Raw genomic sequence first — 13,799 nt, 5'->3', positions numbered from 1 at the left:
GATCTGACAACCGGGGATGTCCCAATAGGGGCATCCCCGGTTGGTCGTTCCAAGGGGGGCATGGTCGCCGGTAAGGTGGCGTGCACTGTTAACTTCCGCGCGGACTCTGCCCGCGCGGATTTTGGCTGACTCTACGTATTCGTCGAACCTCAAGACCGTCACCTCTCACGCAGCAACGTGGGGGGCGCAGGAGGCACCGTGCTCACCGCGTTCGCCCGGGCGTTCAAGACGCCCGACCTGCGCAAGAAGCTGCTCTTCACGCTGGGCATCATGGTTCTCTTCCGGCTGGGGGCACACATCCCCGTGCCGGGGGTCGACTACCGGAATGTCCAGACGTGTATGGACCAGGCCAAGAGTGGGCAGGGCCTTTTCGGCCTCGTGAACATGTTCAGCGGTGGTGCGCTGCTTCAGATCACGATCTTCGCGCTCGGGATCATGCCGTACATCACGGCCAGTATCATCCTCCAACTGCTCACCGTGGTCATTCCGCGACTCGAAGCCCTCAAGAAGGAGGGCCAGTCCGGGCAGACCAAGATCACGCAGTACACGCGTTATCTGACCGTCGCCCTCGCCATCCTTCAGGGCACCGGCCTCGTGGCCACGGCCCGTAGCGGTGCGCTGTTCGGCAACTGCACCGTCGGGAACCAGATCGTTCCGAACCAGTCGATCTTCACCACGGTCGTCATGGTCATCACGATGACCGCCGGCACCTCGCTGATCATGTGGCTCGGTGAGCTGATCACCGACCGCGGCATCGGCAACGGCATGTCCATCCTGATGTTCACGTCCATCGCCGCCGGCTTCCCGGGCGCGCTGTGGGCCATCAAGATGCAGGGCAAGCTGCTCGGTGGCTGGCTGGAGTTCAGCCTGGTGATCCTGTGCGGTCTCGCGATGGTCGCGCTGGTGGTCTTCGTCGAGCAGGCTCAGCGCCGCATTCCCGTCCAGTACGCGAAGCGCATGATCGGCCGCCGTTCCTACGGCGGTACGTCCACCTACATCCCGCTGAAGGTGAACCAGGCGGGTGTGATCCCCGTCATCTTCGCCTCGTCGCTGCTCTACATCCCGGCGCTGCTGGTGCAGTTCACCGGCTCCAAGGCGGACTGGGCGCAGTGGGTCCAGGCCAACCTGGTCAAGGGTGACCACCCGATCTACATGGCCACGTACTTCCTGCTGATCGTCTTCTTCGCGTTCTTCTATGTCGCCATCTCCTTCAACCCCGAAGAAGTTGCCGACAATATGAAGAAGTATGGTGGATTCATCCCGGGGATCCGGGCTGGCCGTCCCACCGCGGAGTACCTGAGCTACGTGCTGAACCGCATCACGTGGCCGGGGTCGCTGTACCTGGGTCTGATCGCGCTGGTGCCCACCGTGGCACTGGTCACACTGAACGCAAATCAGAACTTCCCGTTCGGTGGAACCAGCATCCTGATCATCGTGGGTGTCGGTCTGGAGACTGTGAAGCAGATCGAGAGCCAGCTTCAGCAGCGCAACTACGAAGGGTTCCTCCGCTGATGCGAATCGTCCTCGTCGGGCCGCCCGGCGCCGGCAAGGGTACGCAGGCCGCGTACCTCGCCAAGAATCTCGCGATCCCGCACATCTCGACGGGCGACCTCTTCCGGGCGAACATCAGCCAGGGCACGCCCCTCGGCCAGAAGGCCCAGGAATACATGCGCGCCGGCCAGCTCGTGCCGGACGAGGTCACCATCGGGATGGCCAAGGACCGCATGGAGCAGGAGGACGCCGCCGAGGGCTTCCTGCTGGACGGCTTCCCGCGCAACCTCGCCCAGGCGGAGGCGCTGGACACCATCCTCAAGGCGGACGGGCTCGGGCTCGACGCCGTCCTGGACCTGGAGGTCCCGGAGGACGAGGTCGTCAAGCGGATCGCCGGTCGCCGGATGTGCCGCAAGGACAGCAGCCACATCTTCCACGTGATCTACAACCCGCCGGCCGCGGAGGGTGTCTGCGACACCTGCGGCGGCGAGCTGTACCAGCGCGAGGACGACTCCGAGGACACCGTCCGCAAGCGCCTCGAGGTCTACCACAGCGAGACCGAGCCGATCATCGACTACTACAAGGCCCAGGGCCTGGTGGTGACGATCTCGGCGCTCGGCAAGGTCGCCGAGGTCACTCAGCGCGCGATGGAGGCCCTCCCTTCCCGGGAGGCCTGAGTCCGTCGGCCACGGCCGCGATGCCCCTCGGGGTGTCGCGGCCGTAGTGTTTGTCCGAGCAGTATTCGATGCATCGATTCGATGCAGTTTTCGATGGAACAGCCAGGAAGGCGTCGTCATGGTCGAGATCAAGACCCCCGAGCAGATCGCGAAGATGCGCGAGGCGGGGCTGGTCGTCGCCGCCATCCACGCGGCCACCCGGGAGGCCGCGGTGCCCGGTGCCACCACCAGGGACCTGGACGAGGTCGCCCGTAAGGTGATCGCCGAGCACGGCGCCAAGTCGAACTTCCTCGGCTACGGCGGTTTCCCCGCCACGATCTGCACCTCGGTGAACGAGGTCGTCGTCCATGGCATCCCGGACGAGAAGACCGTCCTCAAGGACGGCGACATCATCTCCATCGACGCCGGCGCGATCGTGGACGGCTGGCACGGTGACGCGGCCTTCACGGCCTTCGTGGGCACCGGTCACGCTCCGGAGCTGATCGAGCTCTCCCGGGTGACCGAGGAATCCATGTGGGCCGGCATCGCGGCCGTGCGGAACGGCAACCGCCTCGTGGACATCTCCAAGGCGATCGAGGGCTACATCCGCCGCCAGCCCCGTCCGTCCTCCGGGAAGTACGGGATCATCGAGGACTACGGCGGGCACGGCATCGGCTCCGAGATGCACATGGACCCCCACCTGCTGAACTACGTCTCCCGCAAGCGCGGCAAGGGCCCGAAGCTGGTCCCGGGCTTCTGTATCGCGATCGAGCCCATGGTGAGCCTGGGCACGGCGAAGACCCACGTCCTGGCGGACGACTGGACGGTCCTCACGGACGACAAGAGCTGGTCCTCCCACTGGGAGCACTCCGTCGCCCTGACGGAGCAGGGCCCGCTGGTCCTGACGGCCGTGGACGGTGGCAGGGCGAAGCTGGCGGAATACGGCGTGACGGCGGCGCCGGACCCGCTGGCGTAGGGCGGCGCCCACTCCGGCCCTGGGCCGACGACCCGCCGGACGGAGTCCGGCGCAGCCGCCCGAAGCCTGTGAGGCGCCCCGGCGCCGAGCCCGCGAGGGCGGCGTCGGGAGGATCGGCGGTGGCCGGGCGAAGCTGGCGGAATACGGCGTGACGGCGGCGCCGGATCCTCTTGCTTAAGGATCTCCACGGCGGGGCAGCCACCCTGGATTAGGCTTTCCGGTTGCCCTGACGTAGACTGACGCGTCGGCTCTCGTGTATCCGCATGCCCGCGTGCATATGGGAGAGTCGATCAAGGTAGCCGATTCGAAAGGCGAAGCGTGGCCAAGAAGCAAGGTGCCATCGAGATCGAGGGCACCGTGATCGAGTCTCTGCCGAACGCAATGTTCAAGGTGGAGCTCCAGAACGGTCACAAGGTCCTCGCGCACATCAGCGGCAAGATGCGGATGCACTACATCCGTATCCTCCCGGATGACCGGGTCGTCGTGGAGCTGTCTCCCTACGACCTGACGCGTGGCCGGATCGTCTACCGGTACAAGTAGATCTTGTCGCCGCCCCGCTTCCGGCGGGGTGACGGCACTGACCCGGAGAACCTCACATCCCATGAAGGTCAAGCCGAGCGTCAAGAAGATGTGCGACAAGTGCAAGGTGATCCGCCGTCACGGCCGGGTCATGGTCATCTGCGACAACCTGCGCCACAAGCAGCGCCAGGGCTGATCGTAGAACCTGCACTTCCGTAGTTTCTTCGCGCGACGCGAGCATTACGTGTACATACGCAGCGCCCACCTAACCCCGACAAGGGGTCGGTGACACCTCCGGCGGGGGCCGGGGACCTGGTCCGTACCTGGTACGGCGGCCATGGAGTGGCATTGCGGAAGACCCCCGAACACCAACAGGAGCCATTCAATGGCACGCGTTTCCGGTGTTGACATCCCGCGCGACAAGCGCGTGGAGGTCGCACTCACTTACGTCTTCGGCATCGGCCGCACGCTGGCGCAGGAGACCCTCGCCGCCACCGGTGTCAACCCGAACACCCGCGTTCGTGACCTGGTCGAGGAGGACCTGGTCAAGATCCGCGAGTACGTGGACGCCAACATCAAGACCGAGGGTGACCTCCGTCGTGAGGTTCAGGCCGACATCCGCCGCAAGGTCGAGATCGGCTGCTACCAGGGTCTGCGTCACCGTCGCGGTCTGCCGGTTCACGGTCAGCGCACCAGCACGAACGCTCGTACCCGTAAGGGCCCGCGTCGCGCCATCGCCGGCAAGAAGAAGCCGGGCAAGAAGTAGTCCACAGCGGACGCTCATCAGCGGTCTTCGCTGTAGGACCGACCACCTCCCTCTCCATTCAGGAGTAAGACATGCCCCCCAAGGGACGTCAGGGCGCTGCCAAGAAGGTGCGCCGCAAGGAAAAGAAGAACGTTGCTCACGGCCACGCGCACATCAAGAGCACGTTCAACAACACCATCGTTTCGATCACGGACCCGTCCGGCAACGTGATCTCCTGGGCCTCCGCCGGCCACGTCGGCTTCAAGGGCTCCCGCAAGTCCACTCCGTTCGCCGCGCAGATGGCCGCCGAGTCGGCTGCCCGTCGCGCGCAGGAGCACGGCATGCGCAAGGTTGACGTCTTCGTCAAGGGCCCGGGCTCCGGTCGTGAGACCGCCATCCGTTCGCTCCAGGCGACCGGCCTCGAGGTTGGCTCCATCCAGGACGTCACCCCGACCCCGCACAACGGCTGCCGTCCCCCGAAGCGCCGCCGCGTCTGATCCGTCGGGCCGCGAGGCCCGCTGATCATCATCGCGCCGCTTCGTAACGGCACACGGGCGGTACGGCTCCTCGGGGCCGTATCGCCCGTACCCTTGTAGTACCTCAGGGCATCAAATAGTGGGTGTCCATGACTGAAGGATTCATCGCATGCTGATCGCTCAGCGCCCCTCGCTGACCGAAGAGGTCGTCGACGAGTTCCGCTCGCGGTTCGTGATCGAGCCGCTCGAGCCGGGCTTCGGCTACACCCTCGGCAACTCCCTGCGTCGTACGCTCCTCTCCTCGATCCCGGGTGCGGCGGTCACGTCCATCCGCATCGACGGTGTCCTGCACGAGTTCACCACCGTGCCGGGCGTCAAGGAGGACGTCACCGACCTCATCCTGAACATCAAGCAGCTGGTCGTCTCCTCGGAGCACGACGAGCCGGTCGTGATGTACCTGCGCAAGCAGGGCCCGGGTCTGGTCACCGCCGCCGACATCGCCCCGCCGGCCGGCGTCGAGGTGCACAACCCCGACCTGGTTCTGGCGACCCTGAACGCCAAGGGCAAGCTGGAGATGGAGCTGACCGTCGAGCGCGGTCGCGGCTACGTCTCCGCCGTCCAGAACAAGCAGGTGGGCCAGGAGATCGGCCGTATCCCGGTCGACTCCATCTACTCGCCGGTTCTCAAGGTGACCTACAAGGTCGAGGCCACCCGTGTCGAGCAGCGCACCGACTTCGACAAGCTGATCGTCGACGTCGAGACCAAGCAGGCCATGCGCCCGCGCGACGCCATGGCGTCCGCCGGTAAGACCCTGGTCGAGCTGTTCGGTCTGGCCCGTGAGCTCAACATCGACGCCGAGGGCATCGACATGGGCCCGTCCCCGACGGACGCCGCCCTGGCCGCCGACCTGGCGCTGCCGATCGAGGAGCTCGAGCTCACCGTTCGGTCCTACAACTGCCTCAAGCGCGAGGGCATCCACTCCGTGGGTGAGCTCGTCGCCCGTTCCGAGGCCGACCTGCTCGACATCCGCAACTTCGGTGCGAAGTCGATCGACGAGGTCAAGGCGAAGCTGGCCGGCATGGGCCTGGCCCTCAAGGACAGCCCGCCCGGATTCGACCCGACCGCCGCCGCCGACGCCTTTGGCGCCGACGACGACGCGGACGCGGGTTTTGTGGAGACCGAGCAGTACTGATCGGTCTCCGGGTGCCGGTCGGCTTCGGCTGATCGCGCCCTTCCCCGCGCCCTTCGGGGCGCGGGGTCTCCGACGGGCGACCGCCTGCTCGGATACTGACTCCGGTACCTGATACGGCCGGGGCAGACACCAAGGAGAAACACCATGCCGCGTCCCACCAAGGGTGCCCGCCTGGGCGGCAGCGCCGCGCACGAGCGTCTGCTGCTTGCGAACCTCGCCAAGGCGCTCTTCGAGCACGGCCGCATCACGACGACCGAGGCCAAGGCCCGCCGCCTGCGTCCGGTCGCCGAGCGCCTGATCACCAAGGCGAAGAAGGGCGACATCCACAACCGTCGCCAGGTGCTGCAGACGATCACCGACAAGGGCATCGTCCACACCCTCTTCACCGAGATCGCTCCGCGCTTCGCCGAGCGTCCGGGTGGTTACACCCGTATCACCAAGATCGGCAACCGTCGTGGCGACAACGCCCCGATGGCTGTGATCGAGCTGGTCGAGGGTGAGATCGCCAAGAAGGCGACCGTCGCCGAGGCCGAGGCCGCCACCAAGCGTGCGGTCAAGGAGTCCGAGGCCGCCGCCGAGGCTCCGGCCGAGGAGTCGAAGGACGCCTGACGCGTCTGACGTGTCAGTGACGGGCCCGCCCCTTTCCGGGGGCGGGCCCGTCCCGCATTCTGAGAGGAAACACTCGGTGAGTGACGAGGTTGAGCCCGGTTTCGTACGGGTGCGGCTGGACCTGTCGTACGACGGCAAGGACTTCTCCGGCTGGGCCAAGCAGCGCGAGGGCCAGCGCACCGTGCAGGGTGAGCTCGAGGCCGCGATCCGGACCGTGACCCGGTCCAAGGAGACATACGAGCTGACGGTCGCCGGCCGTACGGACTCGGGCGTCCACGCCCGGGGCCAGGTCGCGCATGTCGATCTTCCGGCGGAGGTTTGGGCCGAGCACGAGGACAAACTGCTGCGCCGACTGTCCGGGCGGTTGTCGCACGACGTACGGGTCTGGCGTGTGGCCGAGGCCCCGGCCGGGTTCAACGCGCGGTTCTCCGCGATCTGGCGGCGGTACGCCTACCGGGTCGTCGACCACCCGGCCGGTGTGGACCCGCTGCTGCGGGGTCATGTGCTCTGGCACGACTGGCCGGTCGACGTGGACGCGATGAACGCGGCGTCGCGCGCGCTGCTGGGTGAGCACGACTTCGCCGCGTACTGCAAGAAGCGCGAGGGTGCGACGACCATCCGTACGCTTCAGCAGCTGAGCTGGGAGCGGGACGCGTCGGGTGTTGTGACGGCGACCGTGCGGGCGGACGCCTTCTGCCACAACATGGTGCGCTCGCTGGTCGGCGCGCTGCTGTTCGTCGGCGACGGGCACCGAGGGGTGGACTGGCCGGGGCAGGTGCTCGCGGCCGGTGTGCGGGATTCGGCGGTGCATGTGGTGCGGCCGCACGGCTTGACCTTGGAGGAGGTCGGGTATCCGGCGGACTCGGAGCTGGCCGCGCGGAATCTCGCGGCGCGCAACAAGAGGACGCTGCCCGGGGCGGGTTGCTGCTAGGGCGTTGTCCTCAATCGCCGGACGGGCTGCTGTGCTTTGTCCTCAAACGCCGGACGGGCTGACGTTGTCAGCCCGTCCGGCGTTTGCGTCAGGGGAGATTCACCGCCAGGTCACTCGTCACCGTGAAATACGGCCGTACCCCCGCCACCACCGGATAGATGTCCGTCTTGTTCCGGTCGACGATGTCCCCCACCAGCCGGCCGATCCGGATCGGCGCCGCGTCCGGCGCCACCCGTAGCGCCAGGTCCCATGTGGCGGCTTCCTCTCCGCCGCGCGCCTCGCGCAGCCGCTCGTACGGCAGCGTCGCCCTGAAGGCCGTGGCGTCCAGGACCTCGATTTCCGCTGTCACCTCCGACGCCGCATCGCCGCGTGGGGTGCCGACCAGCAGAGGTGCTGTCCCGTCGGTGAACTCCGCGCCGTACAGCGTGCCTTCGACCGTGAGCGTGCCTTCCGTCGTCTTCAGTGCGCGCGCCTCCGCGTGGCCGTCGCGGTGCCAGGCGCGGAGGGCGAGGTAGCCGTCGACGGTGGCGTAGGGGATCCACCAGGTGAAGGGGGCGCCCGGCAGCGGGTCCAGGGTCAACAGGCGGCGGCCTTCGGGGAGATGGGCGGTCACGCGGCGGCGGGCGCGGTCGTCGGCGCGGAGCACGTGGAGGTCCCAGCGGCCCTCGCCCAGGCGGAGTTCGGACCGCTTCAGGACGGCGGTCCAGGGGGCGCCCGCCTCGGCCGGGGGCTTCAGGGGGGCCGCGAACGGCTTGTTCTCCTTGCGCCGTGTGACGGTCAGGGAGAGGTTTTCCCCGCTGACGCCCTTCGGGTCCACCGAAACGACGATGTCTCCCTCGGAGTTGACGCGACAGGAGGCGAGCGGGCGCAGCGGTTTGCGGACGACGATGTCCTTGAGGACCTTCTTCTCGCGCGGGGGAGCCGGTTGGCGGCGCAGTGGTCGTACGAGCCTGCCGACGGTCCGGCGCAGGCGCCGGGTGAGCGGCGGCCGGGCCGGTTTCGTGGCGGTGGCCTGCGCGTCGGCGGTGCGGTGGGGGCCGCCGAGGCTGTCGATGAGCTCCAGATAGGCGTCGGCGATGCGTTCGGGCGCGTAGCGCCGGGCGGAGATCCGGGCGGCGGCGCCCATGGTGCGGCGGAGTTCGTCGTCCTCGATCAGTTTGAGCAGGCCCTTGGCGATGGCGTCGCTGTCGCCGACGGGGACGAGCAGGCCGTCCTCGCCGTCGCTGATGATCTCGCCGGGGCCGTGCGGGCAGTCGGTGGCGACGACGGGGACGCCGCAGCCCATGGCCTCGACGATCGTCATGCCGAAGGACTCCTCGCGGGAGGTCACGGCGGCGATGGAGCCCTTGGCCCATTCGGTTTCGATGGGGGAGTGGGCGCCCATGAGCGTAAGTGACTCATTGAGACCGAGTCTGTCGATCTGGGCGCGGATTTTGGCCTGTTCGGGGCCGCGTCCGTAGAGGCGCAGCTTCCAGTCGGGGTGCGCGGCGGCGACGGTGGCCCAGGCGGCGATCAGCAGGTCGTAGCGCTTGACGGGGATGAGCCGTCCTGCGGCGACGACCAACTTGCTGTCGGGGTCGGCTGTTTCGACCTCGGACGGCGGGCAGCCGTTGGGGATGCATGCGATCTTTGTTTTGATGCCCGGGAGTTGCTCCCGGTGGGTGACGGCGTCGGCCTCGGAGACCGTGGTGTGGGCGTCGAGGTGGGGGATGGACGCGTCCTGGTAGGCGCGGATGGCGGCCTCGTGGGTGCCGTAGATCCGGTGCTCCTGGCCGATCCGCAGATAGCGGTCCTGGCCGAACTCGGCGAGGTACATGACGAGTCCGGGGCGGGTGGCGATGACGACGTCCGCGTCGGTCGCGCCGAGGTGCTCGGCGACCCGCTGGTCGGTGAGCGCGCTGAAGTGCGCGCCCTTGGCCTCGACGGGCGGGATGTAGTGGCTGTCCTGGGTGAGGAGGGCGTTGTCGACGTCGGAGCCCTTGTCGGGGCGCTGGTCGATGAGGTTGATCAGCCGTACCCCGGGGTGGAGGGTCAGCCGGGGCTTCTCACCGCTGCGGATGACGGACACGATCTCCACGTCGTGCCGGGCGGCGAGGGCGCCCGCCACATTGAAAGTGGAGCGGATGGTTCCGCCGATGCCATAGGCGTTCTGCAAAAGGAAAGAGATCTTCATGGCGGGTGGTGTCCGGCTCTTCGCTTGGAGTTCGGCCCGGCCGGCCGGAGCTCTGTGCGGCTCGAACCGCCGGTGAGACCGTAGGGCGGGGCTTCCGTTGCCTGCGCAGCCTACATTGTGGCCTGGGTCACGTCGCAAGGAACCATGAGGGGCGCCGCTCGGCGGGCGCCGCGAACTGGAGGGCAGGGCGGACGTCATGAGGATGGACGTGCTGAGGGTGAAGGGTAAACGGAAGCTGACGGCCTCCCCCGTAGGGGTGTTGGCGGCCCTGCTGTTGCTGACCGGCTGCTCCGGTGTCGGTGGGGGCAGGCCGGGCGAGGGCAAGGACGAGGTCCGGGGCGCCGAAGCGCCTGCGGTCGTACGGGTGTTCAGCGCCGATCAGCTCAAACATGTGGCGCTGGAGTCGCGGGAGGTGCCCGGCTTCGTTCTCGAACGGGCCTCCGAGGGCACCGCCGGGCACGGACTGCCCAGCACGGGCCGGCTCGACTGCCGGCCGCTGGTGCTGGCCCTGGGGCCGCGACAGGAGCCCGCACCCGTGGCCTCGCTCGTACGGACGTTCTCCAAGTCCTCGCGGGAGCACGGCTTCCAGGGGCTGCTGGGGACGGTCCGGGTCTCGACGTACGCGGACGACGGGGCGCGCGTCACGCTGCGGGAGCTGCGCCGGGCCGTGTCCGACTGCGCCGGGGGCTTCGCGATGCGTACGGGGGAGGGGCAGCCCCAGTGGTTCGAGGCGGTGGCGGCGCTGCCCGCGCCCCGGCTGGGGGCGGAGGCGCTGGCGTACCGCATGGTCAACGCGGCCGAGGGGGCGCCGAGTCTGGTGACGGTGGTGCGCAGCGGGTCCACCCTGTCGATGTTCTTCGCCACGCACCTGTCCGACCCCGGGGCGGTGGAGATCCCGCCGGCGCTGGTGGCGGCGCAGGTCGCGAAGGTCGAGCGGCTGCTGCGGGCGGAGCGCCCGCCCACCGCGGCCCCCGCGGACGGCGACCCGGCGGAGGGCGGCGAGGGCGCCGAGGAGGGGGACGGCGAGGTCCAGGAGTGACGTCCTGGAGCGACGCCCCGGAGCGAGGCGGGGCGGGGCGGCTCGGGTGCCCGGATCAGGCCTGCGGCTTGGCCGAGGGCTTTCCCGACGGCTGTCCCGACGGCTTGGGCGAGGCCGCCGCGGCCGCCTGGGCGTTGGCGCGGGCCATGATGCGGCGGAAGGTGTAGCCCGCCACGTCCCGGCCGGCCTGGAGGGCCTTGGTGTCCTCCGATGTGACGGCGGAGCCGTTGGTGAAGCCGGCGATGGTGAAGTACGCGTAGCGGCCCTCGGCGTTGGCGCTCAGCCGGCAGGCCGTGCCCTGGCAGAAGGACGCCGCGTCCTCACCGGTGAGGGGGGCGATGTTGCCGGTGGACTGCTCCTTGGCCTTGTCGGCGGCGGCCTTGGTGTCGAAGACGGCGACGCCGACGGTGACGGCGACCCCGTCCCGTACGTAGGTGGAGCGCAGCACCTGGCGGCAGCCGTTGTCGGCGAGGACCTGGCCCAGCCCGCCCTGGGCGACGGAGGCGCAGTCGGTGGCGGTGTCCTGGGCGGCCCGTTGGTAGACGCGCTTGTCCAGCGACGGCCTGGAGTGCGGGAAGAGGGTCTTGACGGTGAGCGGCGCGGTGTCCTTCTCCTGGCTGGATATGAACTCGCGCGGGTTGGGCGGCGGGGTCGCGGCCTTGGAGAACGTCGGCTCGGGGGAGCCGGACGAGGCGCTGGGCAGCTTCTCGGCGGCGGGCAGGTTCTTGTCGCCCTTGTCGGACAGCACCACGGCCGTGGCGACGATCGCGGCCACCGCGGCCGTGGCCAGGACGCCGCCGCCGATCAGCAGCCACTTGCGGCGGCGGTCCCGGTCGGCGGTGTCGGCCATCGCGGCCCAGTCGGGCGTGCCGCCCTGCGGGTGCGCCTGCGGCTGGGCGTGAGGGGGCTGCTGGGCGGCCGGGTACGGCTGCTGTGCCGGCCACTGCGGAGGCGTTTGGTGCGGCGGCTGCGCCAGGGGCGGCTGGGGTCCAGGGTGCACCGGCGGTGCCTGCGGCGGCAGGGCCTGAGCCGGTTGTCCCGGCTGCCCGGGCTGCTGGGGCGGCGCCCCCCAAGGCGTGGCGCGCGGCCCGGAATCCCCCTGGGCCCCGTACGGCCCACCCTGCCCAAAGCTCATGGCGTGCATCGTAAACCGGTTGGTCACCGCCCCGGGAGCCGCGAGAATCACCCCATGGGACATGTGGAAGCGGCACACCTCGAGTACGACCTCCCCGACGGGAGGCGGTTGCTCGACGACGTGTCCTTCCGGGTGGGGGAAGGGGCCGCGGTGGCCCTCGTCGGGGCCAACGGCGCCGGCAAGACCACCCTGCTGCGGCTGATCTCCGGCGAGCTCAAGCCGCACGGCGGCTCGGTCACCGTCTCCGGCGGCCTGGGCGTGATGCCGCAGTTCGTGGGCTCCGTCCGGGACGACCGTACGGTCCGCGACCTGCTGGTCTCCGTCGACCAGCCGGGCATCCGGCAGGCCGCGCGGGCGGTCGACGAGGCCGAGCTCGCGATCATGGAGCGGGACGACGAGGCCGCGCAGATGGCCTACGCCCAGGCGCTCAGCGACTGGGCCGAGGCCCGGGGCTACGAGGCCGAGACCACGTGGGACATGTGCACCATGGCCGCCCTCGGCGTTTCCTACGAGAAGGCCCAGTGGCGCCAGGTGCGCACCCTCTCCGGCGGCGAGCAGAAGCGGCTCGTCCTGGAGGCCCTGCTGCGCGGCCCGGACGAGGTCCTGCTGCTGGACGAGCCGGACAACTATCTGGACGTCCCCGGCAAGCGCTGGCTGGAGGAGCGGCTGCGCGAGACCAAGAAGACCGTCCTCTTCGTCTCCCACGACCGCGAGCTGCTGGCCCGGTCCGCCGAGAAGATCATCAGCGTCGAGCCCGGCCCGGCCGGCAGTGACGTCTGGGTGCACGGCGGCGGCTTCGGCACGTACCACGAGGCCCGCAAGGAGCGCTTCGCCCGCTTCGAGGAGCTGCGCCGCCGCTGGGACGAGAAGCACGCCCAGCTGAAGAAGCTGGTGATCTCGCTGCGGCAGGCGGCGTCGGTCAGCCATGAGCTGGCCTCCCGCTACGCCGCCGCCCAGACCCGGCTGCGGAAGTTCGAGGAGGCGGGCCCGCCGCCGGAGCCCCCGCGCGAGCAGGACATCCGGATGCGGCTGCGCGGCGGGCGCACCGGCGTCCGGTCCGTGACCTGCGCCGGGCTGGAGCTGACCGGCCTGATGAACCCCTTCGACCTGGAGGTCTTCTACGGGGAGCGGGTCGCGGTGCTGGGCAGCAACGGCTCGGGCAAGTCCCACTTCCTCCGCCTCCTGGCCGGGGAGGACGTGGCGCACACGGGCGCCTGGAAGCTGGGCGCCCGCGTCGTCCCCGGGCACTTCGCCCAGACCCACGCCCACCCCGAGCTCATGGGCCGCACGCTCGTCGACATCCTGTGGACCGAGCACTCCAAGGACCGGGGCGGCGCCATGTCGGTGCTGCGCCGGTACGAGCTGGAGCAGCAGGGCGACCAGGCCTTCGAGAAGCTCTCCGGCGGTCAGCAGGCCCGCTTCCAGATCCTGCTCCTGGAGCTCTCCGGCACCACGGCGCTGCTGCTGGACGAGCCGACGGACAACCTCGACCTGGAGAGCGCGGAAGCCCTCCAGGCGGGGCTGGAGGCCTATGAGGGGACGGTCCTGGCCGTCACCCACGACCGCTGGTTCGCTCGCGCGTTCGATCGCTTCGTCGTCTTCGGGGCGGACGGGCGGGTGCGGGAGGTGCCGGAGCCGGTGTGGGACGAGGCCCGGGTGGCCCGGGCTCGCTAGCCCGGTGGCCGGGCGGGGCACCGGTCGGACTGTGTGTTTTGACCCCGACGGTGGGGTCCCGGTACTCTACGAGTTCGTTATGCGTATTGGCTTGGTCGTTCTCACGCGAGGGGCCCTTACGCTGGTCCGCCGGGCTGATCGCCAGCGGCATGCACGCGGGTTGCGTCCCCGTTGTGCGGCCTC

At 69.3% G+C, this 13,799-nt stretch carries 14 protein-coding genes; 12 read left to right on the top strand and 2 right to left on the bottom strand.

Going from position 1 to position 13,799, the window contains the following annotated elements; genetic code table 11:
* Nucleotides 1-198: 198 nt before the first annotated feature.
* From secY to truA, 10 genes are all read left to right on the top strand, one after another.
* The gene (gene secY, locus RM609_RS07340; protein WP_311608923.1) at nt 199-1,512 is read left to right on the top strand and encodes a preprotein translocase subunit SecY; all 1,314 of its coding nucleotides are present in this window, start codon (nt 199-201) and stop codon (nt 1,510-1,512) included.
* Complete coding sequence (locus RM609_RS07335; RefSeq protein ID WP_311608921.1) at nt 1,512-2,168, top strand: adenylate kinase; 657 nt, start codon at nt 1,512-1,514, stop codon at nt 2,166-2,168. The genes secY and RM609_RS07335 overlap by 1 nt, the downstream gene beginning before the upstream one ends.
* A 118-nt stretch (nt 2,169-2,286) precedes the next feature.
* Nucleotides 2,287-3,123, top strand: a complete 837-nt coding sequence (gene map / locus RM609_RS07330) for a type I methionyl aminopeptidase (RefSeq protein ID WP_311608919.1) — start codon at nt 2,287-2,289, stop codon at nt 3,121-3,123.
* 318 nt (nt 3,124-3,441) lie between these two features.
* Nucleotides 3,442-3,663: a translation initiation factor IF-1 gene (gene infA / locus RM609_RS07325; RefSeq protein ID WP_003956442.1), complete on the top strand. Its 222-nt coding sequence runs from the start codon at nt 3,442-3,444 to the stop codon at nt 3,661-3,663.
* A 61-nt stretch (nt 3,664-3,724) separates the two neighbouring features.
* Entirely contained in the window at nt 3,725-3,838 is a 114-nt protein-coding gene (gene rpmJ, locus RM609_RS07320; protein WP_251745497.1) for a 50S ribosomal protein L36, read from the top strand.
* A 189-nt stretch (nt 3,839-4,027) separates the two neighbouring features.
* Nucleotides 4,028-4,408, top strand: coding sequence for a 30S ribosomal protein S13 (gene rpsM, locus RM609_RS07315; protein WP_311608916.1), 381 nt, complete (start codon nt 4,028-4,030; stop codon nt 4,406-4,408).
* A gap of 71 nt (nt 4,409-4,479) precedes the next feature.
* Entirely contained in the window at nt 4,480-4,884 is a 405-nt protein-coding gene (rpsK, locus tag RM609_RS07310; protein WP_003956432.1) for a 30S ribosomal protein S11, read from the top strand.
* 148 nt (nt 4,885-5,032) lie between these two features.
* The gene (locus RM609_RS07305) at nt 5,033-6,055 is read left to right on the top strand and encodes a DNA-directed RNA polymerase subunit alpha (protein ID WP_004946635.1); all 1,023 of its coding nucleotides are present in this window, start codon (nt 5,033-5,035) and stop codon (nt 6,053-6,055) included.
* 144 nt (nt 6,056-6,199) lie between these two features.
* Nucleotides 6,200-6,664 carry a 50S ribosomal protein L17 gene (gene rplQ, locus RM609_RS07300; RefSeq protein ID WP_311608915.1) on the top strand — a complete coding sequence of 155 codons (465 nt, stop codon included), beginning with the start codon at nt 6,200-6,202 and terminating at the stop codon, nt 6,662-6,664.
* 76 nt (nt 6,665-6,740) lie between these two features.
* Complete coding sequence (truA, locus tag RM609_RS07295; protein WP_311608913.1) at nt 6,741-7,595, top strand: tRNA pseudouridine(38-40) synthase TruA; 855 nt, start codon at nt 6,741-6,743, stop codon at nt 7,593-7,595.
* An 88-nt stretch (nt 7,596-7,683) separates the two neighbouring features.
* On the opposite strand, the gene RM609_RS07290 is transcribed toward truA, so the two are convergent.
* Nucleotides 7,684-9,768 (bottom strand): glycosyltransferase family 4 protein, encoded by a 2,085-nt coding sequence (locus tag RM609_RS07290; RefSeq protein WP_311608911.1) that lies wholly within the window; start codon nt 9,766-9,768, stop codon nt 7,684-7,686.
* Between the two features lie 196 nt (nt 9,769-9,964).
* On the opposite strand from RM609_RS07290, the gene RM609_RS07285 reads away from it, so the two are divergent.
* Nucleotides 9,965-10,807, top strand: a complete 843-nt coding sequence (locus RM609_RS07285) for a hypothetical protein (protein ID WP_311608909.1) — start codon at nt 9,965-9,967, stop codon at nt 10,805-10,807.
* Between the two features lie 55 nt (nt 10,808-10,862).
* On the opposite strand, the gene RM609_RS07280 is transcribed toward RM609_RS07285, so the two are convergent.
* Nucleotides 10,863-11,942: a hypothetical protein gene (locus RM609_RS07280; protein WP_311608908.1), complete on the bottom strand. Its 1,080-nt coding sequence runs from the start codon at nt 11,940-11,942 to the stop codon at nt 10,863-10,865.
* Between the two features lie 54 nt (nt 11,943-11,996).
* On the opposite strand from RM609_RS07280, the gene RM609_RS07275 reads away from it, so the two are divergent.
* Complete coding sequence (locus tag RM609_RS07275) at nt 11,997-13,616, top strand: ABC-F family ATP-binding cassette domain-containing protein (protein ID WP_311608906.1); 1,620 nt, start codon at nt 11,997-11,999, stop codon at nt 13,614-13,616.
* Nucleotides 13,617-13,799 lie beyond the last annotated feature (183 nt).

Source organism: Streptomyces hesseae, assembly GCF_031845785.1.
Lineage (GTDB): Bacteria > Actinomycetota > Actinomycetes > Streptomycetales > Streptomycetaceae > Streptomyces > Streptomyces hesseae.
Note: the sequence above shows the minus strand (reverse complement) of the source record. Positions and strands in the feature narration are given on the sequence as shown.

Coding starts and splice junctions, on each gene's coding strand:
- RM609_RS07335 (WP_311608921.1), top strand. CDS start 1,512: ATGCGAATCGTCCTCGTCGGGCCGCCCGGCGCCGGCAAGGGTACGCAG.
- map (WP_311608919.1), top strand. CDS start 2,287: ATGGTCGAGATCAAGACCCCCGAGCAGATCGCGAAGATGCGCGAGGCG.
- rpmJ (WP_251745497.1), top strand. CDS start 3,725: ATGAAGGTCAAGCCGAGCGTCAAGAAGATGTGCGACAAGTGCAAGGTG.
- rpsM (WP_311608916.1), top strand. CDS start 4,028: ATGGCACGCGTTTCCGGTGTTGACATCCCGCGCGACAAGCGCGTGGAG.
- rpsK (WP_003956432.1), top strand. CDS start 4,480: ATGCCCCCCAAGGGACGTCAGGGCGCTGCCAAGAAGGTGCGCCGCAAG.
- RM609_RS07305 (WP_004946635.1), top strand. CDS start 5,033: ATGCTGATCGCTCAGCGCCCCTCGCTGACCGAAGAGGTCGTCGACGAG.
- rplQ (WP_311608915.1), top strand. CDS start 6,200: ATGCCGCGTCCCACCAAGGGTGCCCGCCTGGGCGGCAGCGCCGCGCAC.
- RM609_RS07290 (WP_311608911.1), bottom strand. CDS start 9,768: ATGAAGATCTCTTTCCTTTTGCAGAACGCCTATGGCATCGGCGGAACC.
- RM609_RS07285 (WP_311608909.1), top strand. CDS start 9,965: ATGAGGATGGACGTGCTGAGGGTGAAGGGTAAACGGAAGCTGACGGCC.
- RM609_RS07280 (WP_311608908.1), bottom strand. CDS start 11,942: ATGAGCTTTGGGCAGGGTGGGCCGTACGGGGCCCAGGGGGATTCCGGG.
- RM609_RS07275 (WP_311608906.1), top strand. CDS start 11,997: ATGGGACATGTGGAAGCGGCACACCTCGAGTACGACCTCCCCGACGGG.